Annotated in this window: 18 protein-coding genes; 7 read left to right on the top strand and 11 right to left on the bottom strand. The window is 62.7% G+C overall.

Features of this window, described 5'->3' with window-relative positions; translation table 11 throughout:
* Nucleotides 1-26: 26 nt before the first annotated feature.
* From glmM to bioD, 3 genes are read left to right on the top strand one after another with little or no spacing between them, the layout of a single operon-like run.
* Nucleotides 27-1,388 carry a phosphoglucosamine mutase gene (glmM, locus tag ACZ5WW_RS13210; RefSeq protein WP_377168305.1) on the top strand — a complete coding sequence of 454 codons (1,362 nt, stop codon included), beginning with the start codon at nucleotides 27-29 and terminating at the stop codon, nucleotides 1,386-1,388.
* 12 nt (nucleotides 1,389-1,400) lie between these two features.
* Nucleotides 1,401-1,571, top strand: coding sequence for a hypothetical protein (locus ACZ5WW_RS13205; protein ID WP_377168303.1), 171 nt, complete (start codon nucleotides 1,401-1,403; stop codon nucleotides 1,569-1,571).
* Nucleotides 1,572-1,573: 2 nt separating this feature from the next.
* Nucleotides 1,574-2,197, top strand: coding sequence for a dethiobiotin synthase (bioD, locus tag ACZ5WW_RS13200; protein WP_377168301.1), 624 nt, complete (start codon nucleotides 1,574-1,576; stop codon nucleotides 2,195-2,197).
* Between the two features lie 10 nt (nucleotides 2,198-2,207).
* On the opposite strand, the gene ACZ5WW_RS13195 is transcribed toward bioD, so the two are convergent.
* Nucleotides 2,208-2,828: a phosphatase PAP2 family protein gene (locus ACZ5WW_RS13195; protein ID WP_377168300.1), complete on the bottom strand. Its 621-nt coding sequence runs from the start codon at nucleotides 2,826-2,828 to the stop codon at nucleotides 2,208-2,210.
* Nucleotides 2,829-2,879: 51 nt separating this feature from the next.
* A complete protein-coding gene (locus ACZ5WW_RS13190) occupies nucleotides 2,880-4,421 on the bottom strand; it encodes an ArnT family glycosyltransferase (protein ID WP_377168298.1) in 1,542 nt (513 codons plus the stop codon).
* Nucleotides 4,422-4,532: 111 nt separating this feature from the next.
* Here ACZ5WW_RS13190 and ACZ5WW_RS13185 point away from each other — a divergent pair, with 111 nt between their 5' ends.
* On the top strand, nucleotides 4,533-5,756 hold the full coding sequence (locus tag ACZ5WW_RS13185; RefSeq protein ID WP_464694148.1) for a bifunctional folylpolyglutamate synthase/dihydrofolate synthase: 1,224 nt from the start codon (nucleotides 4,533-4,535) through the stop codon (nucleotides 5,754-5,756).
* Nucleotides 5,757-5,817: 61 nt separating this feature from the next.
* Here ACZ5WW_RS13185 and ACZ5WW_RS13180 read toward each other — a convergent pair whose 3' ends face one another.
* Nucleotides 5,818-6,654 carry an NYN domain-containing protein gene (locus ACZ5WW_RS13180; protein WP_464694147.1) on the bottom strand — a complete coding sequence of 279 codons (837 nt, stop codon included), beginning with the start codon at nucleotides 6,652-6,654 and terminating at the stop codon, nucleotides 5,818-5,820.
* Nucleotides 6,655-6,722: 68 nt separating this feature from the next.
* Between ACZ5WW_RS13180 and ACZ5WW_RS13175 the strand changes: the two genes are divergently transcribed.
* The gene (locus ACZ5WW_RS13175) at nucleotides 6,723-7,964 is read left to right on the top strand and encodes a M48 family metallopeptidase (RefSeq protein WP_377168292.1); all 1,242 of its coding nucleotides are present in this window, start codon (nucleotides 6,723-6,725) and stop codon (nucleotides 7,962-7,964) included.
* On the opposite strand, the gene ACZ5WW_RS13170 is transcribed toward ACZ5WW_RS13175, so the two are convergent.
* From ACZ5WW_RS13170 to ACZ5WW_RS13155, 4 genes are read right to left on the bottom strand one after another with little or no spacing between them, the layout of a single operon-like run.
* Entirely contained in the window at nucleotides 7,955-9,175 is a 1,221-nt protein-coding gene (locus ACZ5WW_RS13170; protein WP_377168290.1) for a Wadjet anti-phage system protein JetD domain-containing protein, read from the bottom strand. The two genes, ACZ5WW_RS13175 and ACZ5WW_RS13170, sit on opposite strands and share 10 nt — an antisense overlap.
* Complete coding sequence (locus ACZ5WW_RS13165) at nucleotides 9,165-12,560, bottom strand: SbcC/MukB-like Walker B domain-containing protein (RefSeq protein WP_377168288.1); 3,396 nt, start codon at nucleotides 12,558-12,560, stop codon at nucleotides 9,165-9,167. Before ACZ5WW_RS13165 ends, ACZ5WW_RS13170 begins: the two co-directional genes overlap by 11 nt.
* Nucleotides 12,557-13,216: a DUF4194 domain-containing protein gene (locus ACZ5WW_RS13160; protein WP_377168286.1), complete on the bottom strand. Its 660-nt coding sequence runs from the start codon at nucleotides 13,214-13,216 to the stop codon at nucleotides 12,557-12,559. The genes ACZ5WW_RS13165 and ACZ5WW_RS13160 overlap by 4 nt, the downstream gene beginning before the upstream one ends.
* Before the next feature lie 9 nt (nucleotides 13,217-13,225).
* A complete protein-coding gene (locus ACZ5WW_RS13155; RefSeq protein ID WP_377168284.1) occupies nucleotides 13,226-14,689 on the bottom strand; it encodes a Wadjet anti-phage system protein JetA family protein in 1,464 nt (487 codons plus the stop codon).
* Nucleotides 14,690-14,855: 166 nt separating this feature from the next.
* Here ACZ5WW_RS13155 and ACZ5WW_RS13150 point away from each other — a divergent pair, with 166 nt between their 5' ends.
* Together ACZ5WW_RS13150 and ACZ5WW_RS13145 are read left to right on the top strand one after the other, a co-directional pair.
* Nucleotides 14,856-19,961 carry a DUF1549 domain-containing protein gene (locus ACZ5WW_RS13150; RefSeq protein WP_377168282.1) on the top strand — a complete coding sequence of 1,702 codons (5,106 nt, stop codon included), beginning with the start codon at nucleotides 14,856-14,858 and terminating at the stop codon, nucleotides 19,959-19,961.
* Between the two features lie 107 nt (nucleotides 19,962-20,068).
* On the top strand, nucleotides 20,069-20,737 hold the full coding sequence (locus ACZ5WW_RS13145; RefSeq protein ID WP_377168280.1) for an esterase/lipase family protein: 669 nt from the start codon (nucleotides 20,069-20,071) through the stop codon (nucleotides 20,735-20,737).
* On the opposite strand, the gene ACZ5WW_RS13140 is transcribed toward ACZ5WW_RS13145, so the two are convergent.
* The 4 genes from ACZ5WW_RS13140 to ACZ5WW_RS13125 all read right to left on the bottom strand — a co-directional run bounded on the left by ACZ5WW_RS13140 (nucleotide 20,670) and on the right by ACZ5WW_RS13125 (nucleotide 25,716).
* Nucleotides 20,670-21,119 (bottom strand): endonuclease domain-containing protein, encoded by a 450-nt coding sequence (locus ACZ5WW_RS13140; protein ID WP_377168278.1) that lies wholly within the window; start codon nucleotides 21,117-21,119, stop codon nucleotides 20,670-20,672. The genes ACZ5WW_RS13145 and ACZ5WW_RS13140 overlap by 68 nt on opposite strands.
* Before the next feature lie 251 nt (nucleotides 21,120-21,370).
* On the bottom strand, nucleotides 21,371-23,125 hold the full coding sequence (locus ACZ5WW_RS13135; protein WP_377168276.1) for a putative manganese-dependent inorganic diphosphatase: 1,755 nt from the start codon (nucleotides 23,123-23,125) through the stop codon (nucleotides 21,371-21,373).
* A gap of 24 nt (nucleotides 23,126-23,149) precedes the next feature.
* Entirely contained in the window at nucleotides 23,150-23,746 is a 597-nt protein-coding gene (gene leuD / locus ACZ5WW_RS13130) for a 3-isopropylmalate dehydratase small subunit (protein WP_377168274.1), read from the bottom strand.
* A gap of 53 nt (nucleotides 23,747-23,799) precedes the next feature.
* Nucleotides 23,800-25,716, bottom strand: coding sequence for an O-antigen ligase family protein (locus ACZ5WW_RS13125; RefSeq protein ID WP_377168272.1), 1,917 nt, complete (start codon nucleotides 25,714-25,716; stop codon nucleotides 23,800-23,802).
* Nucleotides 25,717-25,866: the final 150 nt, after the last annotated feature.

Raw genomic sequence — 25,866 nt, 5'->3', positions numbered from 1 at the left:
AAGTCCTGCGCTAGAAGCGCGGTCCTATGTCTGAAAAGCGTCAGTTCTTCGGCACCGACGGCGTTCGTGCCGTGGCCAATCGTCATCCAATGACCCCAGAGTTCGTCATGCGCCTTGCGCAGGCGGCCGCCGTCGTGCTCGGCGGGAAACCGGAGGGCGGGGAGCGCCCCAAAGCCGTGCTGGGCCGTGACACGCGCGCCTCAGGGGAGATGCTGGAGTCGGCGATCGCCGCCGGGCTGAACTCGGCCGGTGTGGACGTAATTCTGGCCGGCCAGCTGCCGACTCCTGCGGTGGCGATGCTGAGCGCGCAGCTCGGGGCCAATTTTGGCATCGTTGTTTCCGCTTCTCACAATCCTTTCACGGACAACGGGGTCAAATTTGTCCACGGCGACGGGCACAAGCTCAACGACAAGACGGAGTCTGCCATCGAGCGTCTGGTGCTGGGCACGGAAGACACGCCGCGCCCTGAGGGGCGTGGGATCGGCCGCATCACGAAGCTGGCGGACGGTGTGGACCGCTATGTGGCGCATGCGGTTTCCTCGATGGGCGGCGTGCGCCTGGACGGGATGCGCGTGGCGCTGGACAACGCGCATGGCGCGTCCTCCTTTACGAGCGCGCTGGCGCTGGAGCAGCTGGGCGCGGATGTGCAGGTCTTCCACTCCGAGCCGGACGGCTTCAACATCAATGAAGAGTGCGGCTGCACGCATTCTGAAGAGATCGAGCGCATCGTGCGCCAGTGCCAGGCGGAGGCGGGGATCGCGCATGATGGCGATGCCGACCGCGGGGCGCTGTGCGACGAGCTGGCCATCGCGCTGGACGGCGATGAGCTGATGGCCATCGCTGCCGAGTCCATGCTGCGCAAAGGAACGCTGAAGCAGAACACGCTGGCGGTGACGGTGATGAGCAACTACGGGCTGGATGATCTCGTGTCCCGGCTGGGCGGCCGCGTGATCCGCACAGGCGTGGGCGACCGCTACGTGCTGGAAGAAATGCGTGCACGGGGCCTGAACTTTGGCGGCGAGCAGAGCGGCCATATCATTTTTGGCGACTGGGCCACCACCGGGGACGGCCTGATCTCGGGCCTGCAGGTGCTGCGAATCATGAAGGAAACCGGCGAGCCGCTGAGCGAGCTGCGCAAGTGCCTGAAAAAATTCCCGCAGTGCGCGCGCAACCTGCGTGTGCGTGCGAAGCCGCCGGTGGACCAGCTGGCGGAGGCGCAGAAGATCATCAAGGAGACCGAGAAGAAGCTGGGCGACTATGGCCGCGTGCTGCTGCGGTACTCTGGCACGGAATCGCTGATCCGCCTGCTGGTGGAAGGGCGTGATGTGGAATATCTCGAAGCTCAGGCGGACAAGATCGCTTCGGCGGTGCTGGCGCAGATCGGATAACACCGTACTGCGATGAAAAGCCACTTCGCTCCGGCCCTTGCCCTTGGCGCCTGCATCATCATCGGGTGCGGTGTCATTGCCATGGGTTTTGGCAGGGACGCAGGCCAGATCGTCGCATTCATCGCCATCGCCTTTGGTGGCTGGCTGCTCAAAACGGCCATGGAAATCTCAAAGAAGGACTGAGCGTGAGCCATTATTTCATCACCGGTACGGACACCGACGCAGGCAAGACCTATGTCACCTGCCTGCTGCTGGAGGCGCTGAAGCGTGAGGGGAGGCGGGTGACGGGCTTCAAGCCGTTTGTCTGCGGCCAGCGCGATGATGCGATCCATCTGGCGAATGCGGGCAGCGGCGGGCTGACGGTGGACGAAGTGAATCCGGTGTGGTTCAAGGTGCCTGCGGCCCCGTATGCGGCGGCACTGATGGAGAACCGGAGGTTTGAGCTGAACGAGGTCATCGAGCGGTTTCAGGAGATCGCGCAGCGGCATGAGCATGTGCTGGTGGAGGGGGCGGGAGGCTGGGAGGTGCCGCTGAATGAGTTTTCGACGATGGCGGATTTTGCGCAGCGGCTGGCGCTGCCGGTGATCGTGGTGGTGAACAACAAGCTGGGCTGCCTGAACCACACGATCCTCACCGTGCGCAACATCCAGGCCCGTGGCATGACCTGCGCCGGGGTGATTCTCAATTATGTGCAGGAGGAACGCGACGCGGCGAGCATCAGCAACCGGATGGTGCTGGAACATTTTCTCGATGTGCCGGTGCTGGCGGAAGTGATGCACGGCGAGACGGAAATCGAGTGGCCGCTGTGAATGCGGTTTTTCAGACTGCCGGTTTGACCGGCTCTCTGAAAATCGTGCGCCTGGCCACGGCAACGACCAGCAGGCCCACGAGCATGCCGAGGGCCATGGAGGGCGGGATGTCGCTGGGCCAGTGGGCACCGCAGTAGATGCGTGACCAGGCCACGGCTGCCGCCAGGAGGTACATGAGGATGCCTGCGCCGCGATAGAAGGAGGCAATGACGGTGGCGGCAGCGAAGAGATTGACGGTGTGGCTGGAAGGGAAGGACTTGCCACGGGTGGCACCGTTGGGCTCGCTGGGTTTGACCACGGGAGGCTGGAAGAGGCGCATGAAGGCGGGGGAGCCGTGGCCGAGATCGCGAATGATGACATCGGGCCGGGCATCGCGCGGGCGCACGCGGCCGACGGTTTTTTTGAGAGTGTTGGAGATCACGCCGTCGCCGAGGCCGATGGCGATGCCGAGACAGAGCAGCATGATGCGGGCCCGCTTGCCGCCGCGCCAGGCGGTGATCAGAGCTGCTGCGATGATGAGGGGCAGCCAGGCCTCGATGGCGGAAAGGGCAGGCATGAGCCAGTCGAGCACCGGATGAGACCACACAGAATTGATCTGGTGGAGAAGGCTGAGATCCCAGGGGAACGGCATGTGAGAACAGAGGTGATCAGAATGAAGCGTGGCGGAACAGTGGCTGCCCCGTCATTTGCCGCCGGCATGAACCGGCTGCCAGTTTTTCAAATTTCTGCCCAAGAACACGCTGAACTCGAGCGCCTGGCTGCCCAGGGGAACGCGGATGGTGCCAAGGAACTCTATTTTTTCGAAGGCAGCGGTGAAGACTTCATTTTGGGCCAGGCTGGCGTAGGAGCCGGGTTCGAGAATGAGGGCGTCCGAGCCGATGCGCTCCTCAGGCCCTGGCCAGATCTCATACTGAGAGAGGACCGTGCCGCTGGGCTCCCAGCGATAGACGCGCGGATGAGAGGGCATGTAAAAAGCCATTTCCGCAGCGGAGTAGCGATGGCCGAGGGCCATGACAAAGGTGTTTTCCCTGCGAGGCACCCGATCCAGAAATTTTTGGGCCTCGATGCCGGCCTCTTTCCAGCCGCGCATGTCGGCGAGCTTGCCAATGGCCTTCAGATCCGTGGTGAGGATGACGACCAGTCCCACATGAGCCAGGAGGACGAGGGCACCGCCGATGCGCAGCGACCAGCGCTCCCAGCCTGGGTGCAGCCTGAAGGGTGAGACGCCGCGCAGCCAAGCGGCCCCGAGAATGAAGGCGGGGACAAAAAAGGCTGCGGGCCAGTTGGGATTGATGCGCTGACGCAGGGAGAGCAGGGCGAAACAGGCCAGCGCCGGAGCGGAGGCGAGCAGGAGGAAAAGGACGGGACGTGAGATCTGCCGGCGGAGTTTGACCGCTGCGATCATGGCCGCGACCAGGGCGGCAAAGGTGACGGGGGTGTAGATCAGAGCCTGGAGGCCGATGTTTTCACCCGTGCGGCCGAGCCAGCGGCTGAAGCCGAGGCTGGAGGTGTCGAAGTGGTGCTTGGTATGCTCCAGCGTGATCCATGCATGCTGCTGATTCCAGCGAAGCACCGGAATGATGAAGGCCATGCCGAGGAGGATGGAGATCCACATGCGGGGATTGCGCAGGAGGGGGCGATCCTCGCGTGAGAAGGCGGCGAAGACGAGCATGAGCGCGGGGAAGGCGAGCATCATCTGCTTGCTGAGCGTGCCGAAGCCGATGACGAGAGTGAGGGCGAGCCAGCGCAGGTTGCACGCGGGTTTCTGCGCGGCATGCCAGAAGATCAGGAGGCCGAGCGTCCAGCAGAGGAGAAGCGGGGCATCGATGGTGAGCAGGAGATTGAGAGCAGCGTTGGCGAGAGTGAGGAGCACCAGAACGGCGGCAAGGAAAGCGGTGCGGGCGTCAAACAGCACGAGCGCCAGACGGTGGATGATGACCAGCGTGGCGGTGCCGAGCAGCAGGGCGGCGAAGCGGATGCCCCACTCCGCATTGCCTGTGAGCCAGCCGATGGAGCCCATCATCCAGCCGATCATGGGAGGCTTGCTGTAGTAGCACCAGTCCGGCCTGCGGCCCCAGTCCCAGTAGTAGGCCTCATCGCCGATGAGATCGGCACCATTCACAAAGAGCAGCATGAGGCCGACGCGCACGATGAAAACGGCGGCCAGAAGCCACCAGAAGCGTTTAATCCAGATCGAGGAGTCAGAAGCGGGAATCACAGACATGCACGCGCATGATAGCCGCGACTGCCGGGTGGGAAATGGGAAAGCAATCTGCCGGTCTTGTTTCTTGGCGGCTTGCACCCTGCTGCGACGCAGGCACCGTGCGGCAAAGGAATGATGAACGACAAGGCGCAAAAAGAAATCGACTGGCTCTACAGCACGCAGTTTTACGGCATCAAGCTGGGGCTGGACAATGTGCAGCGGCTGCTCAGCGAGCTGAAACTGCCAGCGGCGGGGCAGAAGTTCATCCATGTGGCGGGGACGAATGGGAAGGGGTCCACGTGTGCCTTCATGCATTCGATTCTAAAAGCTGCCGGGATCAACGCGGGGCTCTTTACCTCGCCGCATCTGATCCATTTTGGCGAGCGGATCCGGGATGCGGAACGCATGATCACGGCGGAGGAGATTGCTGCCGGAGTGAACCGGCTGCGAGAGCGTGTGGCAGGCTGGGACCCGCACCCCACGTTTTTTGAGCTGACGCTGGCGCTGGCTCTGGAATGGTTTGCGCAGCAGGGCTGCCCGTGGGTGGTGCTGGAGACGGGGCTGGGCGGGCGGCTGGATGCGACGAATGCCATCATGCCCGAGGTGAGTGTGATCACGCCCATCGGCTGGGACCATATGGACATGCTGGGGGACACACTGGCGAAGATCGCAGCGGAAAAGGCGGGGATCATCAAGCCGGGAGTGCCGGTGGTGACGATAGACCAGGAGCCAGAAGCGATGGAAGAAATCGCGTTCGCTGCAGCGGAACGTGGGGCACCGCTCACGATCATCTACTCGCCATGGCATGGGGAAACCGGTCTCGCAGGCCCGCATCAGCGTTGGAATGCAGCCTTAGCTGCTGCTGCTTTGCACGCAGCGGGGTTTGAGCTTGAGGAAGAGGTGATCGCGCGAGGTTTGCGCGAGGTGCAGTGGCCTGCACGGTTTCAGAAGGCCGGCGGCTGCATCATCGATGGTGCGCACAATCTGGATTCAGCCCGTGTGCTGGCGCAGACGTGGCGGGAGCAGTTTCCGGACGAGCGGGCGGAGATGATCTTTGGTGCAGTGGCTGGCAAGGACACGGCTGCGGTGATGCGGGAGCTGGCGCCGATTGCTGGGAGCTGGCGTTTCACAGGCTTTGAGTCGCCGCGAGCGCTGACTCCGGAGGCACTGCGGGAGATTTGGAACGGGCTGGGGATTGAGGCCCGGCCTGTAACCCTGCATGCACGGGTTGCGGATGCCTTGAAGGCGATGAAGCCGGAGGCGCGCACGCTGATTGCGGGCTCGCTTTATCTGGCGGGCGAGGCGCTGGCGCTGCTGGAAGACAGGGCGGCGGCGTTTGAGAAGAGTGCGCAGTGAGGTGCGGTGGCGCCTCATGGATTGCGGTGCCGCTGATCGACGGGCAAGAGTGCCCATCGTACTATTCTTCGGAGGCGGTGACTTTGATCTTGTAGCCGTTCTCGTTTTTCTCGAGCTTCATGAGGCCGCGCCCGGCCACGGCCTCCAGCAGGGAACTGAAGGTGCTGAAGCCGTAGAAACGCTCGTCAAACTGGGGCTGGAGGCGGCGGATGGCCTGCTTGACGGGGCCTGCCCACACGGTGTCGCTGCCGCTGCGGCTTAGCATGGCCTCGACAGTTTCCACCACGATCTGGATGGCTTTTTCAGGGTCACCACCCGGCTTCTTTTCCTGGGAGACAGCTTTGCCGGGTGTGGGTGCGGGCTTGGCACGGGCCAGGCGTTTGCGGGTTTTTTCCTCCTCGCGCACGAGGTCGTCGTAGAAGATGAACTCGTCGCAGTTGTCGATGAAGAGGCCGCTGGTGGACTGCTTCACGCCGACGCCGATGACGGTCTTGTTGTTTTCGCGCAGCTTGCTGACGAGAGGGGAGAAATCTGAGTCGCCGCTGACGATGGCGAAGGTGTCCACGTGGGGCTTGGTGTAGCAGAGGTCGAGGGCGTCCACGACCATGCGGATGTCTGCGGAGTTTTTGCCGGACTGGCGGACGTGGGGGATTTCGATGAGCTCGAAGGAGGCCTCGTGCATGGCGGCCTTGAAGCTCTTGTAGCGGTCCCAGTCGCAGTAGGCCTTCTTGACGACGGTGCTGCCTTTGAGCAGGAGGCGGTCGAGGACCTTGCTCATGTCAAACTTGTCATACTGCGCATCCTTCACGCCGATGGCGAGGTTTTCAAAGTCGCAGAAAACGGCGATGGTGTGGGTGCGGTCGGGGTGGGCTGCCATGATGAGGGAAGGTCCGTCCATGCAGGCGGATGGTCAACCGGTGTCTCGTCAACGGCCGCAGTATGTTGCGCAAAGGATTGACACTGGCTGTGCTTTTCCGCTTCGATGCGCGGATGGATTTGAAATGGCAGATTTTTCTTTGTACAGCGGCAGGCATGGCGCTGCTGACCACGGTGGTGATGCATCTGGCGCTGATACCCTGGCGGCGGAGTGCGGGCTGCCACTGGACGGAGCGTGCACGGCTGCTCTGGCCTGCGCGGCGGGTGTCTGTGGCGCTCGTGTTTGCCTGCAGTCTGTCGGGCGGCTTTTTGGGAGGGGTGGACCGCGCCAGCTGGCTGGTGAACTCCTGCTCCGTGGCGGGACTTGTGTGCGGCTTTCTGGCAGGCACGTTCTTTTTCACGCGCGCGATCGAGCCGCGCTACCGCTTCCTCACCTGGCTGGGTGAGACATTCTGGATGGCGCTGGTGCAGTTTGGCATCTACGGCATCCTGCTCGGGCTGATGTGGTCGATGCCGAACGCTGTCGGACCTGCTGAGTGGCTGCGCTTTGCCGTGGGGCTGGTGGGGGTGCTGGTCATCGCCACCGGCGTGTGGCTGCCGCTGCTGAAGCTCTTTCCGCACAAGCGGAAGCCGGAGGAGGAAAGGCTGGAGGCTCTTGTGCGGGAGGTCTCTGTGCAGACGGGGCTGACACCCCGGTGGATTTTTTTCAGCAAGTCGCCCAAGGCCTTTGCCGGTGCGCTGGTGCATCTGCGCAGTCTGGTGCTGACCTCCCGCCTGATGGAGATCCTGAACGATGAGGAGCTGCGTGCCGTGCTGCACCATGAGGTGGCGCATCTGCGAGAGGGGTTTGGGGTGAAGCTCTCGCGCCTGCTGCCCATCGTGGGCATTTCCGCCCTGGCTTTCATGAATCCTGTGGAGCATGTCTATGGCCTGAATGGCATTGTGCTGCTGTTTCTCTGCCCCGTGCTGTGTGCACGTCTTGCACGAGCGATCGCGCGGCGGATGGAGCATCGTGCGGATGATGCCGCCATCCAGGGGGCTGATCCGGTGCAGTATGCGCGTGCGCTGGAAAAGCTTTACGAAGCCAACCAGATGCCCGCCGTGATGCGCAGCAACAGCATGGTGCACCCGCATCTCTATGACCGCATGCTCGCCGCCGGGGTGACGCCTGACTATGCGCGCCCTGAGCGTCCGGGGATCATGGCCTGGCCGGGATGGGTGGTGCTGCTGATGCCTGTGGCCATGATGGTCCTGATGCTGACCCAGATACCGACGAATGCTCCGCGCTCATCCAAGGCCCGAGCAGAGCCCAGGCTCGAAAATCACCGGTAAAACGGCCACGCCGTGAGGCTTGGCGGTCCCAGAGACTCCTGCTCGAAGTCGCCTTTGGTGCCGGCGGTTTGCATGGCCTGCAACTCCGCGTGGCAGTCTGCCATGTGTGGATCTGCGAGGAGGCGGCCGAGAATCTGGTGGTCGTGAGATTGTAGTGCGGCGGAATCTGCGCACGGGCGGTGGCGCATATGCAGCGGGGTGATGGCGCGGCCGGAGCGCTCGCGGAGATCGCGGAGGATGTCGAAGCCGGCGGGGTCGCTGTCGCCAAAGTGATGGATGGGCAGGCTGGCGGGAAGACGAGCCAAGAGGGCGAGCACAGCACGGCCTGGGTAGCTGGTTTGAATGAAGAGAGTGTCTCCACCCAGCTTTGTCAGTTCCATGAAGGTGGTTTCGTTTTCCACCGTGAGCACGCGAGAGGCCGTGCAGTGAGTGGCTACGGCACGGCGGATGTCGGTTTCAGAAAGGGAAACAGGCGCCTTGAGAAGCCCAAGGTTCAGGGGGCCTTCGGGCAGCTGCAGAAGCAGCGGGCCGCAAAGGAAGACCTGACGCGGCTTTTCCATGAGGCCGAGGTCTTCGAGAGAGCTGATTGTGCTGTTTGAAAGCTGCTTGAGCGCGAGCTCGATGCGGGGTCGCAGCTCCTCCAGCCTTTTCGAGCTGCGGCAGATGCTGCAACTGGCGAAGCGGATCAGCGATTCGCCCTGCCAGCCCAGCACGCGCGGGAGGAGGGTGAGGAGTTCGCGATTTCCTTCCAGATCATCTCGCGCAAAGGGTGCGATGGAGGTGCCATCGAGCACCTGCTGCGCCAGCTTTCGGCACCAGGACGACCAGGCTTGCTGATGCTGTGGGACATGCGTGTCTGCAAAGGACCCGAATAGATCTGCAAGCTGCCTTCTCTCCTCGGTGGGAGAGGATTCGTGCAGATGACGAAACAGCCACTGCTCGCCGCCTTCGCGTGAGAGGCGCACGATATGGATCAGGCGCTCATCGCGGGCATGGGTGTCGAGCTTCAACATGCCCTGAGACCGGGCGGAGGCTGCACGCAGGCGCTCCTCGGCTGAGCTGCGGGCTGCGGCGGACTGGGCACCGGCGGCTTTGAGAAGTTTCATGTAATCCAGCGTGAAGTCTCCGCTGCTGACGCCGGTGCGACCTGCCTGGGACGCGCGGTAGCGGTCGGCGAAGACCTTCAGTACGTCTGGAAGATCATGAGCCATGCTTGTCCATCCATTCGCGGCCTTCGGGGGTGTCGCGGAAGAGCACGGCGGGAATGTTTCGGATGCGGGTTTTGCCGCCTTCGCGTTTCTCCGTCTTTGTCACCACGATGAGTTCGTCGCACAGGCTGAAGGCGAAGGGGATGTTGCCGCTGGACATGCTGAAGACGCCTTGCAGATCGAGCTCCTGCATGGCGGCCAGGCAGTCCTGAATGCGCTCGCCGCTGAGCTTGCTGAAGGCCTCGTCGATGGGCACGAGTGCCAGGCTGGGCTCTTTCCAGCGGGTCTCGTGGCGGTTGTAGGCGTGCAGGTAGCTGGCGAGGATGGCCACGAAGTAGGGGCTCTGATTTTCGCCGCCGCTCATTTTGCCGCTTTGCTTGTCCACGCTCACCGGCTTCGCGTCCGGATGGCGCACATCGGAGACAAGGAGGTCGTAGTCAAAGTACTGGCGGTAGTCCAGCAGACGTGCGGCCTCGGGGCTGCTGCCTTGCTTGACGAGCGTTTGCAGGAAGTGATCGAGCGCGGTGCGCAGCTCGCCCTCCAGACTGGAGAAGAAGAGGTCGTCGGGATCGCGCGTGGAGTTGAGGTCGATGAGATGGCGGTAGAAGCGGAACTCGGGGTTCGGTTCCTTTTTGATGTGATAGACATCATTGCCGATCTGCCGCTTGAGCTGCTTGTTGAGCAGGAAGATGATGTTGTCGATCTCCTTGAGCGCCTTCTGCATGCGGCTGAGCACCTGCGTACGAAAGAGGCCCTCCCAGCGTTTGCGCTCGGCCCCGGCCTTCTTCTCGAAATCCGGGATGCCCTGGCCGTCGATGCGGGCCAGCAGCTTTTCATAGTCCTTCGTACTGCGGCCGTCTTCGGGCAGGTCGTCGAAGCGTGGGGAGAAGGTCTTTTTGAATTCGACCATCGCGGCCTTGAGGTCGCCCTCAGCCTGCGCGGCACTGACGGCGGCCCTGCTCTGCTCTTTTTCGAACTCCCGCGCTGCGACATCGGCGGCGAGATATTTCTCCAGCATGTCCTGCTTCCAAGTTTGGTAGCGGTCCAGATGGGCGGAGATGTCGATCTCTCTGCGCACACGCAGCAGCTCGTCTTCACGCTTGGAGGCATCGTCACGGCGTGTGGCCAGTGTCTTTTCGATCTGCTCGATCTCACGCTGCAATCCTTTGCGGGCGATTTCGAGGCGTTCCTTCTCAAAGGAATCCGCTTGTATGCTGAGTTCGTGCGCCTGCTGCTCCAACTCGTGCAGGGAGCCGGTGTCGATCTCCTGGAGCCGCTTCATGAGCTCTTCGTGATCTTGTTCCAGCTTGGGCAGTGACTCCACGCGCACCAGATCCTGAGCGAGCGTGCCGTGGTCTGGCAGCTTGGTGTCCTTGTCGGAGATGAGGGCATTGATCTCCGTTTCCAGCGGTTCCAGGCGGCGGATGCCGGCCACGATTTCCTGCAGCAGCGCCTGCTTGATCTCCTGCTGGCGTTGCAGGCCGCGTTTGCCGACAAACGGCACGCCATCGTAGCGCCGCGCGCGATGCGTGACGCCGTCGCGCAGCATGAGGCCGTCGGGCAGGATGGCGGCATCGTGCTTCTCGAAGTCCGCCAGCTTTTGTACGCACTTCACCTGACCGAACCAGTGATCGACGCAGGCGCGGGCCACGGGGTCGTCGGTTTCGATCTTTTCAGCGAGAGAGCCTTTCAGCACCTTCGGTTTTAGCGCGAGCATGCGTGCTGGATGCACGAGTGACTCCAGCGCAGCTTTTGGCCCCTGGGCTCCGGCTTTCAGCTCATGGAAATGACGCAGCGCCTCGGCATGCTGCTCCTCGTTCACCAGCACGGCAAACTTCTCGGTGAAGGCCACCTCGATGGCCTCGCGCCAGCCTTCGTCCGCCACCTCGCACACTTCCCGCAGCGCATGCGCTGCGGACCTTCCTTGGAATTGCAGCAGCTTGCTGTTCAGTTCATGCAGCAGCGGCTGCTCGATGGGCGGCAGCCCGGCTTTGAGGGTGCTGATCTGGGCCTCCAGATCAGAGCGCTCGGCACGCAGGCGGCGCAGCTCCTCGGCATCAGCGGCAAAGCCCTGGCGCAGGTTTTTGCACACCTGATCTGCAGCATCGCGCAGGAGGCTGAGGGCATTGGCCGTGGCGGCTTCATCGCAGCCCTCGAGAAGTTCCAGAGCGGTTTCAAAACGCTGTGTGTCCACCGGGCGGGGCAGGGGAGCCTGCTTCACGTCCTTGAGCCATGCCTTCGCATCCTTCACACGCTTGCGCAGGCGGTCGCTGAGCTTGCTGCCGAGTTCACGCAGGCGCAGCAGCTCTGCTTCCAGCTTGCGGCCCTGCTCGGTGAGCTGGTGGTAGAGGCGGCCTTCGGAGGACTCGTGCATCAGTCCCAGCAGGCGTTCGCGCTCGCTGCGGCAGCGGGAGATCTCGCTCTCCAGCTCCAGCAGGCGCTCCTCATCCACGGAGAAGCGCTCGCGCAGCTCGGCCAGCCGCTTTTCCATGCTGGTCACCAGACCCTGAGTATGCTCGTGGTTCAGCTCGGTGGCGAGGAACCTGGCAACATCGCGATCGCGCTGGGCATTCGCGCGTGTTTCAGAAAGCTGGCGGATCGTCTGCAGGCGGGTGAGCTGGCCGCGCAGCAGGCGGAGCTCGTTTTCGTAGGATTCAAAGTCGCGGTAGCTGGCCACCACATCCTCCACCGGCACGGCCTCGCCAGGCAGCACAAAGCGGCGGCAGAAGTCGTCAAAGCTCTTGAGGTTGGTGAAGGACATCGCGCTGGGCAGCAGGCGGTCCAGCACCTCGCGGTTGAAGTTCAGATGCGCACCGCTGCTCATGTCGCGCAGGTATTCGCGGGATGAGGCGAAGACGTGCCCCTCGCGTCCCTCCACGAGCTGGCGGAAGCCCAGGATGTCCAACGTGCGGCGTTTGCCATCCTCCGCCGAGACATGGATGAAGTCATCCTTCTCCAGCTTGGCGGGGCAGAAGAAGGGGGTGATGTGGCCGTCGTTTTCCGCCGTGTTGCGGAATTCGATGCGCAGGCCCCAGGTTTCCACGCGCTTGCTGCCGGGCCAGGAGAATTCGGCCGCCACGTAGGTGGTCACGCCTTTGTCGTGGTAGAACTGCGGCTGACCGCTTTCGGACTGCTGCTTGGTATCCAGCAGGCAGTAGCCTTTCAGCGTGCGGTCCGACTGCGTGCCGGTGGCGCTGCGGTTGAAGTGATGGCGTGCACGTTCAGGACCCACCAGCACCAGCATGAGGAGGTCCATCAGAATGGATTTTCCCGAACCGGTGACGCCGGCCAGCACGAGGTTTCCCTGCACAGGCAGCGTGTCCTGGTAGCCATACCAGTTGATGGCATGGAGGCGGGAGAGGCGAATGGCGCGGCTTTTGGTGCTCATGCCTCCACCTCCTCTTCGGTGCTGGAGTTCACGGCTTGTGCCTCACCGCGCTTCAGCGCATGGGCCGATTCTGTCCACTCCGCCAGTTCACGGAAGGGAACCACGCGGCGGATGGCGGGAAGTACCTCGATGCCCGAGTCTTCAAAGGACTCGGCAGATTGAAACTTGATGAGGTTGAAGCGAGCAGCCTGGCGCAGGATTTCGCGCAGGCGGTTGCGGGAAATCTGGCCCACCGCATCTGGGAGAAGCTGGTCCTTCATGAGGGCATTCAGTTCCGCCACGGTGAGAAAGGCCTGGGTCTCGCCTTCATCGCGCCAGCGCACATCTCCGGCATACCAGAGTGCCAGCCACACCAGCGTGGCATCCTGCTTGAGATGCAGCACCATGGAGGAGACGCGCGGGATGGCCTGCACCATGCGCTCCTCGTGCAGCAGAGCCACATCCAGCCCTGCCAGCGCTGCGGTCTCGCGCAGCCAGTCAAAATTCTGGCGGCACCAGTTGTAGAGTCCGCTCTGGCCGCTCTCCAGCCCCAGCAGGGAACCATGCGCCAGCAGCTCCTGCAGCGCTTCCGCGAGACGGTTGCGGTCCTGCTCCTGCAGCCGCAGCAGCGGATCCGGTGCGGAGGGTTCATGAAGGCCGTTTTCGGTGTCGCTCATTCGTCGGGATTATTTCTTGATCAGGTCAAAGTGCTCCACCCGCGCCCCAGGCAGCGCGTCCAGTGAGATGTCGCCGGCGTGTTCGCGGGTTTTGGCACGGGTGCTTTCGATCTTGTAGGAGGCCTCGTTGGACTCCGCATGCAGCAGCAAGGCGATGAGTTCGGTGAGATCCGCCTCCGAGGCCACGGGCAGGTCGGCGCTGGAAATGCGCGCTCCCTTCTCTCCGGGGATGCGTTTTACAAACTCGTTGGCACGGCGCACGGAAAGTGAATCGCGCAGCGCGCGTGCCATGCCGCGCAGACCCTCGTCGCGCTCGGCGTCGGACACTTCGTCGTCCAGAGCGGCCTGCTCGGCGGTGGTGCGGCGTGTGGGCGGTGCGTAGAGGGAATCCAGCCCGGCGGGCATGCGTGTCTCTGGCAGACGCAGGGCTGGAAGCGCTGGCACTTCCCAGGCGCTGGAAAGGCGCTTGCCGGAGAGCATGCCGTTCACGGTCTGGAAAAAGTTGCGTATCTCTCCGCGGCGTTCGCCGGTGACGTCTTGCAGATAGCGGAAACGCGAAAGTGAACGGCGTGTGAAGTCAGCGGTGCGGCGGTCGATTTCATCCGCCATGGGCTGCACCAGCTCCAGCAGATGGGCCAGGTCATCCAACCGCTGGCGCACACGCGCACGGGCGGTCTCGGCGCTCAGAGTGGGCTCTCGGCGCAGCAGCTCGGTCTGCATCTCGGCGATCACGCTGGAGTCATCCTGCAGTCGGTCGCTGATGCGACGTACGGCTTCGGGCAGGCGAGCAGGGAGTCGCGCGCGGATCAGCTCGGCGTAGGCGCCGTGGGCGATCTGCTCCGCGTAATCCTCAAACACGAGGGCCAGATTGCCTTTGAGAGTGTCCTCTTCAAGCTGACGCCGGGTAAGTCGCTGCACAGACTTCTGCATGGTGCGCAGTTCGCCCAAGCCCTGCCGGGTGTTGGAAAGGCAGACGTCCACAGTTTGCAGCGGGCGCTCGATCAGCTCGGGCTCATTGGCCAGCGCGGCACAGACGGCGGTGAGCTTGTCCGTAAAGACGGCGGCCTCGGGGTGGGCAATCTGCCGCAAGGCGGCGATCAGCGTGGAGCCGTGCGCGTCAAAGTAGAGCCGCCGCTTCCAGTCCTTGCGCGGCGGCTCCTCCAGCCAGCGGCAGCGGGCCAGGTGGTCCAGCACACGGCGGGCGGCTTCACGCGGAGGCAGCGAGACGGGGGCCTGCTCGCCCTCTGCCGCAGGTTCGTCCTCCTCTGGCTGGAATTCCGGGTGCCGGGCCAACACCTCGGCGATGATTTCGATGGCATCGCTGCGGTCCAGCCCGTCTGGCTGTTCTCCGCACTCGCGATCCAAGGCGTCCAGCACGTCCACATAGGTGGGCGCATTTTTCCCAGCCAGCACGCGGAAGAACGCGGGATCGCGCACTTCACGGTAGAGGCTGGTGGAGAGGAGGTCTGACATGGTGAGCCGCCCACCATGCGGAGGCTTCACCGCGTGGCAACTGCCCGTCCTACTCCGCTCTAGGCATGGACGATCCCGCCCTGCAGGACGGGGGGCGCAAGAGGTGGAATAGCACCAGCGTTGTCCCGGACTGCCCCAATTTTGTCAAAAACGCCCCAGCCAACCCATGAAGACACGTCTCCTCATCCCTGCGCTCTTCCTTTCCGCCGCCGTGCATGCTGCACCGCCGAAGAAGGAGGAGGGCATCGACCCGAACAAGCCGGTCTCCTTTTACAAGCACATCCGCCCCATCTTCCAGGCCCAGTGCAACGGCTGCCACCAGCCCGCCAAGAAGAAAGGCGACTATATCATGACGGAGTTCGTCGCGCTGCTCAAAGGGGGCGAGGAAGGGCATGCGATCATCCCGGGGAAACCTGCCGAGTCCAACCTGCTGAAGCTGATCAAGCCGGATGAAAAGGGCAAGGTGGAGATGCCGCAGAAGGCCGATCCGCTGCATGAAACGCAGATCGCGCTGATCGAGCGCTGGATCGCGGAAGGTGCCAAGGATGACACGCCTGCCTCTGCCAAGGCGGAATACGACATGGCCCACCCTCCAGTCTATGTGAAGGCGCCTGCCATCACCTCCATCGAGTATTCGCCTGACGGCAGCATGATCGCCGTGGCGGGTTATCATGAAGTGCTGGTGCACAAGGCGGATGGCAGCGGGATCGTCGCACGTCTGGTGGGTCTGGCGGAGCGCATTCAGAAACTGGCGTGGTCTCCGGATGGCAAAAAAATCGCCGTTACCGGTGGCAGCCCGGCACGCATGGGTGAAATCCAGATCTGGGACGTGGCGGCGAAGAAGCTTGAACTCTCCAAGTCGCTCACGTTTGACACACTGTATGGCGCGAGCTGGTCGCCGGATGGCAAATTCCTCTCCTTTGGCTGCGGTGACAATGCGGTGCGAGCCATCGAGGTGGCTACTGGCAAGGAAACCCTCTTCATGGGCGGCCACAGCGACTGGGTGCTGGACACCGTGTGGGGTGTGAATGGCAAGCATGTCGTATCATGCGGCCGTGACATGAGCGTGAAGCTCACGGAAGTGGCCACGCAGCGTTTCGTTGATAACATCACCTCCATCACCCCCGGCGCACTGAAGGGCGGTGTGCAGGTGCTGGCGCGGCATCCGCAGCGCAATGAGGTGCTGATTGGCGGTACCGACGGTGTGCCGGCGATCTACCGCATGGAGCGGCTTACCAAGCGTGTGATTGGCGACAACGCCAACCTGATCCGTAAATTCCCAGCCATGCAGGGGCGCATCTTTGGCGTGGACTTCGCGCCGGATGGCAAGCGCATCGCGGTGGGTTCCTCGAACGAAGGTGCGGGCGCGGTGAACATCTACTCCAGCGACTACGACAGCACCATGCCCGAGGCGGTGAAGAAGATCGTGGAAACCGTGAACGGCAAGGGACCTGAACTGGACGCGTGGATCGTCAAAGATGTGAAGCAGCTCAGCAGCACGCCCGTGCCCTGCGGCATCTTCAGCGTGACCTTCAGCCCGGATGGCAAGACGGTTGCGGTGGCAGGTCAGGACGGCCAGATCCGCGTGATCGATGCTGCGACCGGAGCCATCGCCAAGGAGTTTGTCTCCGTGCCGCTGGTGAAGGAACAGGTGCTCGCCGCCACGGATGTGATCGTGGACGACAGCGTGCGTGCGGTGCTGGAAAAAGACACCAAGGTGGAAACCCTGCACACGGGCCCGACGGTGGCCTCCATTGATGTGGAGCCCACCACGATCAAGATCGGCAAGCCAACGGAATATGCCCAGCTCCTCATCACCGCCCGCATGAGCGACGGCACCCGCGCGGACGTCACCCGCATGGCCAAGATCACCGCAGAAAACACCGATGTGGTGGATGTGAACACCCGCGGCATGGTGCGCCCGGACAAGGATGGCGCGACCAACGTGAAGATCTCCTTCCAGGGCAAGACCGCGAACATTCCCGTGAATGTTGCAGGTATGAATGTGGCACTGAAGCCCGACTACGTGCGCGATGTGATGCCCATCATGTCCAAGCTGGGCTGCAACCAGGGCACCTGCCATGGTGCCAAGGAAGGCAAGGCGGGCTTCAAGCTCTCGCTGCGTGGCTATGATCCCGTGTATGACGTGCTCGCCTTCACCGACGACATCTCCAGCCGCCGCGCCAACGTGGCCTCGCCGGAGCACTCGCTCATGCTGCTCAAGGCCAGTGGTGCCGTGCCGCATGAGGGCGGTCAGCTCACGGTGCCCGGAGAGCTCTACTATGAGTCTCTGAAGGCCTGGATCGGCCAGGGTGCAAAGCTGGATCTCAAAACACCGCGCGTCACCAGCATCGAGCTGTCTCCAAAGAACCCGGTCATCGAGCGCATCGGCGGGCGCCAGCAGCTGCGCGTCATCGCACACTATGCGGATGGCTATGTCAAAGACGTGACTGCCGAGGCCTTCCTGGAAAGCGGCAATGGTGATGTGATCGAAGCTGATAAAAAGGGACTCATGACCAGCCTGCGCCGTGGCGAGGCTCCCATTCTGGCCCGCTTTGAAGGCGCGTATGCGGCCACCACCATCACGGTGATGGGCGACCGCACCGGCTTTGCCTGGAAGGAGCCGGAGAAGTGGAACAAGATCGACGAGCTGGTGGCGCAGAAATGGCAGCGCATGAAGATCGAGCCCAGCGGTGTGTGCAGCGACGAGGACTTCCTGCGCCGCATCCACCTGGACCTGACCGGCCTGCCGCCGAAGCCGGAGGAAGTGGCCGCCTTCCTGGCCGACAAGCGCGACACGCGCACCAAGCGCAGCGAGATCATCGACAAGCTCATCGGCAATCCCGACTTCGTGGAGCACTGGGCCAACAAATGGGCTGACATGCTGCAGGTGAATTCCAAGTTCCTCGGTAATGAAGGAGCCATGGGGCTGCGGACGTGGATCAAGCAGCAGGTGGCGGACAACACGCCGTATGACCGCTTTGCCTACCGCATCATCACCGCCACGGGCTCCAACAAGGACAATCCCGCCGCCGCCTACTTCAAGACCGTGCGCACGGCGGAGGAGATCAGCGAGAACACCACGCACCTCTTCCTGGCCACACGTTTCAACTGCAACAAGTGCCACGACCATCCCTTCGAGCGCTGGACCATGGACCAGTATTATGAAACCGCGTCCTACTTTGCGCAGATCGACCTCAAGGGCGACCCTGCCGCCAAAGGCCAGACCATCGGCGGCACCGCTGTGGAAGGCGCCAAGCCGTTGTATGAAATCGTGAGCGACAAGAAGGACGGCGACGTGCTGCACCTGCGCACCAACAAGCCCGTGGCTCCGCGCGTGCCGTATGAGAACGAGCTCGTGAGCAAGACCGCCAGCACCCGCCGCGAACAGTTTGCCACCTGGATGACCAGCCCGCAGAACGATTACTTTGCCATGAGCTACGCCAACCGCATCTGGGGCTACCTCACCGGCACCGGCGTCATCGAGCCGCTGGACGACATCCGCGCCGGCAATCCACCGAGCAATCCCGAGCTGCTGCAGTATCTGACGAATGAGTTCATCCAGAGCGGTTTCAATGTGCGCCACCTGATGAAGATCATCGCCAACAGCCGCACCTACAATCTGAGCCTGGCCACCAACAAATGGAACGAGGACGACAAGACCAACTACAGCCACGCCAAGGCCCGCCGCCTGCCCGCCGAAGTGCTGTTTGATTCCGTCTTTGCCGTGACCGGCAGCATGCCCAACATCCCCGGCGTCCCCAAAGGCACCCGCGCCGCCGCTCTGGCAGACGGCCAGATCAAGCTGCAGGACGGCTTCCTCGCCAACTTCGGCAAACCTGCCCGTGAGTCCGTGTGCGAGTGCGAACGCAGCAACGAGGTGAACCTCGGCCCCGTGATGGCCCTCATGAGCGGCCCGACGGTGGGAGACGCCATCAGCGATCCGAACAACGCCATCGCCAAGCTGACGAATGAGATCAAGGACGACCGCCAGCTGGTGGATGCCATCTTCATGCGCGTGATCAACCGCCATGCGAGCGAGAAAGAAATCAACGCCGCTCTGGCCTCCATGCAGGAGATCGATCCTGAGAACAAGGAGCTCGCTGCCACCCTGCAGGCCAAGGAGGCCGAGCAGAAGCCGATCATCGAGAAAGCCGAGCAGGAGCGCCTGGCCGCCATTGAGGCTGCCAAGAAGGAGCTGGAAGGCTACAAGGCCAAAATCGCGCCGGAAGTGGCGAAGAAAGAAGCCGCTCGCAAAGCCGCCATCACCACTGCCGAAGCCAAGGCGAAAACCATCAAGGACACCGCCCCGGCCAACCAGCCTGCGTGGGAAAACTACCTGGACCTCACCACTGAGTGGCAGCCCTTTGACAGCATCAAGGTGCAGCGCGCGGGGGGCGTGGAAAAGCTGGAAGTGCAGCCCGATGGCAGCCTCTTTGCCACGGCGATGCCCGCGGGTCGTGAGAGCACCGGCAACTACCTGCTCATCGGCAAGACCACGCTGACCAACATCACCGCCATCAAGCTGGAGATGCTGCCTGACGACCGCCTGCCGAACAACGGCCCCGGCCTCGCCCCCGATGGCAACTTTGTCATTGGCGAGATCACCGTGCGCACCGATCCCATCGATGCCAAGCGCAGCAAGCGCGGCGGCGAGGAGCAGCTGCTGAAGAATCCGAAGGCTGACTTTGAGCAGACAAACTTTGTCGTCACTGAGGCGCTCAAGAAGGGAAATCGTGACCGTGGCTGGGCCGTGAGTCCGCAGGGTGGCTTCCGCCATGAGGCCACGTTTGAGTTTGCCAAACCCATCGCGCACGAGGGCGGCTCGCAGTTCAGCGTGCAGATCACCTCCAACTTCCAAAACGGGAAGTACAACCCTGGCCGCTTCCGTCTGTGGGTCACCACCAGCCCGACCGTGCGCTTCGGTGCGCCTGCCGCCGTGGCAGCCGCGCTGAAGACTCCCGCCGCTGCGCGCAAGCCGGAGCAAAAGGCGCTGCTGGCCCAGCACTTCCTGGATCAGTTCAAGGACTTCCAAGCTCAGAACAAGGTGCTGGCCAACGCCCGCAAACCACTGCCCGTGGACCCGCAGCTCGTGGCGCTGGAAACGAAGCGCGCGGATGCTCAGAAGCCGATCATGCTTGATCCCAAGCTGGTGCAGCTGCGCCGTGATGCCGGGCTGAGCCAGAGCCAGCTTGGCAACAAGCGACTGACGGCTGCGCAGGATCTTGCCTGGGCGTTGATCAACTCACCGGCGTTCTTGTTTAATCATTAAGCGTTTTGGCAAAGCAGCCCGGCCGCACCGCATCGCAGCCGGGCTATCAGCCATGAAGGCTGTGTTGTTGATTTCTCGGTGCGCTCAGTTCAGGATCATGCCTTCAAATGGCAACGCCCCCTGCTTCTCCCACTCCCACCGTCGTCCTCATTCATGGGCTGGGTCGTACGCGGCGCAGCATGTGGCTGGTGGGGCTGTGGCTGAAATTCTGCGGATATCGGGTGAAAAGCATCGGTTACCCGTCCCACCGCAGTTCGATTGCGGATGCGGTGCAGAATCACATCAATCCGGCGTTGGAAAAGCTGGAGATCGAAGAAGGGACGCAGGTGCATTTCGTCACCCATTCCCTCGGCGGCATCGTGTTTCGTGCCTGGGCGGCGCAGCGTGATCCGGCGTTTCCGCTGGGGCGTGCGGTACTGCTGGCTCCTCCCAATCAGGGCAGCCAGATCATTGATGAACTGCGCCAGTGGGGTTGGGTGCGCTGGCTGCTGGGCCCGGTGTCAGCAGAGCTGGGGACGGATGCCAACAGCACGCCGAACATGCTGGGGCCGCTGCCGCCGGAGACGGGCGTCATCATGGGCAACAAGGATACGCTGCCCATTTTCCGCCGATTCCTTGGAGATGAGTCGGACGGTGTGGTGACGATAGCCAGCTCGCATGGGGAAGGAGAGGCAGAGCATGTGCTGCTGCCGACGAATCATGCCACCATCATCCTGCAGCCGGCGGTTTTCCGGGCGGTGCACCGGTTTTTGAAGACGGGGAGTTTTGCGGAGTGACGGCGGTACGGTTCCAGACCGTGTTCAACACACTGTCGGTATGCCGCATCATATCGTCATTCGTGAATCGCAGGGTCTCGATGCCCAGGGATCGTAAGAACGAATCTCTGACTTTGTCATGCTGCTTTCCTTCGGTGGAGTTGTGCTGTCCGCCATCCAGCTCGACTGCGAGCTTTAAATCCGCACAGTAGAAATCAAGGACATAAGGAGCCAGCGGATGCTGGCGGCGGAACTTGCGTTTGTTCATGCGGCGGTTCCGCAGGCAGGCCCACAAGAGGGCTTCAGGGTCGGTGGCGTCTTGGCGGAGCTTGCGGGCGAATTCAATGAGGGTGAGACGTTCGCCGGTGATCTCGTGGCGGATTTCTTCCAGTCGAGTCAGCATATGGGGACTACACCCAAAGGAGGAGAGAGTGTCAAGGTGGCTTTGGGTCGCCCCTCACCCTGCCTCTCCCCGAAGGTTGCGGTGGATCAGCGGAGCCTCGGGCGGGGAGAGGGGATTCGCGTTGGATCGCTTTGAAAGCGAATTGGGTTCGTAGCTGGTTTCTCCTCTCCCCGTCCCAAGCTACGCCGCTCGAAGTTTATCTTCGGGGAGAGGCTGGGTGAGGGGCGATATTTCGCCCTCGCCCGCTCACCTCACGGAGCCGCCAGCTTGGTCACCACGTGGCTCATGTAGGGGAAGAGCTGTTTTTTGCGGCTGACGACGCCGGCCATGTCATAGACATGCTCCTTGGCCTGCGGGTAGTCGATGGCGTCGATGACGCGCTGGTCTCCGGCCACGAGCAGGACGCTGTGGTGGCGGGTGATGTCGGTGACCATGAGGCAGGCGAAGTGGAGATTGTGCTTGGAGAGCAGGGCCTGCAGCGCGCCCTGGAGGTCGGACTCGCGCTTCCAGAATTCGTCGAGGCCGAGTTCTTCGATCTGGGAGATGCTGATGTGCCAGCCGTTTTCCTCGAAGACCTTGCGGTCGCTTTCCAAGGCACGGTCAGGGGTGTTTTCCCGGAGCATGGAGCCTGCGGCGAAGAAGTCTTTGACGAACTGGGCGCTGTCGATGCCGGCGATGGCGCTGAGCCATTCGAGGATCTCCTTGTCCGTGTTGGTGGTGGTGGGACTGGTGAGGTGGAGCGTGTCGGAAATGATGCCTGCGCAGAGGCAGATGGCGGTGGCCTTGTCCGGCGCGGCCGCGCGCATGCGGTACATGATGCCCACGATGGTGCAGCTGCTGCCCACAGGCTCATTGATGAAGCGGATGGGCTCCTTGGTGCGCAGATTGCCGCTGAGACGATGATGGTCGATCACCTCGATGATCTCGGCCTCATCCGCACCGGCGACGGCCTGGGCAAATTCATTGTGGTCCACCAGCACGAGCTTCATGCGCGGGAGGTCGATGAGGTCTGACTTGGAAAAGACGCCGAGGAGCTTGTGGGTTTCCTCATCGACCACGGGAAAAAGAGGCTGGCCGGAATGTTGCGCCGCGGGGACGATCTCACGCAGGGGGGTGCGGGAGCCGAAGGAGAGAAACTCGTGCGTCAGCGCCTCGCCGATGGGGCGTGAGAAACGCAGGAGCTGGGAGGTGCTGGCGGTGTCGTAAGGGGAGTAAATGATGGCGACGCCCTGCTGCGCAGCACGTGTAAGAATGCTGGAGGTGGCCTTGAACTTGCCGGTAATGATGAGGCAGCGCGCATTCATCTCGACGGCGAGCTCGTGGATTTCCGGGCGGTCGCCGGTGACCATCACCAGCCGGTTTGAGGGGAACTGCTGAGCGCGTTTGCGAGTGGTCTCGAGGCTGGAAGCGGCGACGACGAGCACGAAGTCCTGAATGGTCTCCAGATCTGCTGCAGCGCCGCCGAGGATGCCGTCGAGAGCATTGACAATGTTGAGCAGGCTGGTACGGACTTCACGGTTGGCGGCATCCGTCTTGTCAGTGGTCTGAGCAGGCAGAAAGAGCTGTCCGAGCTCCTGAATGGCCGGCATGCCGAGCAGGCGGCCTTCGTCATCGACGATGGGGATGCTGCGGAAGTTGTGATCCATCATCATCCGGTACACCGAGAGGAAAGTCTGGTGTGGGCTGGCGGTGAAGACATCGCGCCGGCAGATGGTGGCGGCTGTGGGGCGCACATCCAGGAGGAGCCTGGGGCCGGGGACACCGGCGGTCTGGAGCACCCAGTTGGTGCGCACGCTGAGCTCTCCACAGCAGGCGGCCTCAGCCTTCATGCCGCGGACATCGCGCAGAAAGGCGGCATAGCCGATGGCGGAACAGATGGCGTCCGTGTCGGGATTGCGGTGCCCGATCACGTGGATCGTGTCCGGCGAGGCGGACTGACGCATAGCCGAGGGAATACGGACGATCAGCGACGAATGATCCGTCGCGGCTGTTTCTGTGGCGGCCATGCGTCAGGCGGTGTGGAGGCCAGCTCAGGCAAAGCCCAACGCGGTGATGCGGGCGTGCACGGCGTCTTTGTTTTCAAGAAGTTCGGCGATGGGGTCCCACTTGCCGGTGGTCAGCGCCTCGTGGGCGGTGGCTGGCAGGGTGATGGAGAACTCCTGGTCTTCAAAGAAGACCTTGCCGGCGGCGACGTCGATGGTGACCTCGAGCTGCGGGTTGCGCTCGATCTCGTTGGCCAGAACGCGGATGTCTGAGGCACTGGCGCACACGCAGGGGATGCCGAGGGTGGTGCAGTTGCCGAAGAAGATCTCGGCGAAGCTTTCGGCGATGACGGCGCGGATGCCGAAACGGTAGAGGGCCTGGGGGGCGTGCTCGCGGGAGCTGCCGCAGCCGAAGTTGGTGCCGGAGAGGAGAATGTTGGCGCCCTTGAAGCGGGGATCGTCAAGCGGGTGGCCGGTGGGCTTGCCGTCCTTGTCGTAACGGACGTCGTAGAAAGCGAATTCGCCGAGGCCGTCAAACGTCACGCATTTCATGAAGCGTGCGGGGATGATGCGGTCGGTGTCGATGTCAGAACCGGGGACGTAAACGCCACGACCGGCGACTTGGGTGATTTTTGCGAGTGCCATGAGGGGGGAGACAGTAGCGGAATTCGGCGCGAGGGCAAATGCGCATCTCAAACTCAGCGCCCTTGCTGCTGGATGAGGGAGTTGCGTGCCTTTTCGGCATCCAGAGCCGTCTGGCGCAGGAGCTCGCGGTAGCTGTCCAGCCAGTTGGTGGTGCCCTCAGGGTTGAGCGCGCCGGCTTTTCCGGCCCAGAGGTAGGCAAATTCGGCCTCCTGATAGCGTTTTAGGCGGTGATAGTGGATGCCGAGGGCCAGGCGGGGCTCCTCGTAGAGGGGGGCGAGGGCCAGCGCACGCTGGATGGCCTGGAATGCGGCGTCATTTTTTCCGGCGGCGTCGAGGGCGTCTGCGAGCGCGAGCTGGTAGAGGTAGTTGAAAGGGTTCAGCGTCGTCGCGCGCGTGAGAGCTTTGAGGGAAGCCTCCACGGTGCGAAGGTAGGCATCCTTGGTCATGCCTGGTTTGACGGAGTCCATCAAAGCCAACCCCTGCTGATAGGCCAGCACGGCATTGCGGGGGTCCATGAGAACGGCGCGGGAGAAATGAGCCAAGGCTTTGCTGGTTTCACCCCGGCTGTTTTGGTACCGAGCCAAGGCTGCATAGCCATCAGCGGTGCCAAAGATCGCGGCGGCACCGACAAGCGCGGCGGAGGCAGCCAGCATGGCGATTTTCATGAGGAAGCGCAGGCCCCAGATGCGGCGCGGCCGGAAGACCTCGCTCTCAATGCCCGGATTGGCGAGCATGCCGAGGAGGATGGCGCCGACCAGCGCGGTGATGGGGATGTGGCCTTGAAACTCAAACACGGCCTGGACCAGCGTAGCCACCAGCGCGGCGATGCCGCCGAGGGTGAGCGCCAGCGCATTGCTCCCGAGCATGCCGGTGGCGGGAAATTTTTCGACCGTGAACCAGCGCAGGAAACGCAGGCCGTTGAGCAGGTGCGCCAGCACCACGAGGAGCACAAGCGCCAGACCTGCCCAGCCGTAATCCGCGAGCGTCTGGAGGTATTCGTTGTGGGCGAAGAGCGCATCTCCCATATGAGCCGAGGACTCCGGGTCCCGGTGGGTGATGCACCCCTCGTAAAACATGCGCGACCCCATGCCGATCCAGGGTGATTCTGCATTCTGTGCGAGTGCGGCACGCCAGATGTGAACGCGCATGTCTTCGCCCAGCGGGCTGGTCAGCTGGCGTGTGAGCATGGAGTCTGCGTTCACTTTGAAAAGTGCGCCGCCTGCAGCGCCCCCCACCAGCAGCAAGGCGATGAGCAGCCACTTGAACAGGGAACGTCTGGTGCACCACACAACCCAAAGAGCGAGCAATACAAACACCCCGCCGCCGACACCGAGGCCCAGCATGGCGGCGCGGCTCATGGTGAGAGCGACTCCGGCCAGCATCGACAAAATGCCAAACCCCAGCAGCAGCCGCGAGGCGATGTGGATGCGGGCAAAGAGCATGACGCCTGCCGAAAGGAAGGCTGCAAAGGAAAGGAAGGCCGCGAGGTGGTTGGGATTGTTGAAGAAGCCGCCGATGCGCCCGGGAGGGAAGGAGCGGAAGAAGCCCGGCACCAGATGGAAGTCCCAGCGTCCTTTGAAGTGCAGCCAGCCGGCGGTCAAATTTCCTGCCACGAGCACCAGCAGGACGGAGACAATGGCAAGACGCCATTTTGAGTCGCTGACGGCCGTCACTGTGAGCAAATAGGCCACAAAGCCAGCCATCAGCACGGCGGCGTCCTCCCGTGCGTAGATCTCCACCGGAGAGGTCCAGGCACGCCAGCCCACGTATCCCGCGAGCAGGAGCATGGTGAGCAGGCACCAGTCGCTTGGCTGAAAACTGACTCGCAGCTTCCAGCGGAGCACGGCCGTCAAACCTGCGAGGCCAAGAAGCAGACACCCTGGCCAGAAGAACAGCAAACGGGTCTCAGTGCCGAGCAATCCGGTCACGAAAAGGCCGAGGAGAAAGAGAATGAGAGCGAGTTTCTGCATGCCAAAAGACCGCCCAAGGACGGAAAACGCTGAAACTGAACACCGATTCTGCGGTCTTGGACACTGAAAAAAGTGTCTGAGTTGTCAGGGGCTTGTCACAGCGGCAGCGGAGCACGAATGAAAGGTGCGCAAAAATCCATCCGTGGCTTG

Source organism: Prosthecobacter fluviatilis, from assembly GCF_055388355.1.
Note: the sequence above shows the minus strand (reverse complement) of the source record. Positions and strands in the feature narration are given on the sequence as shown.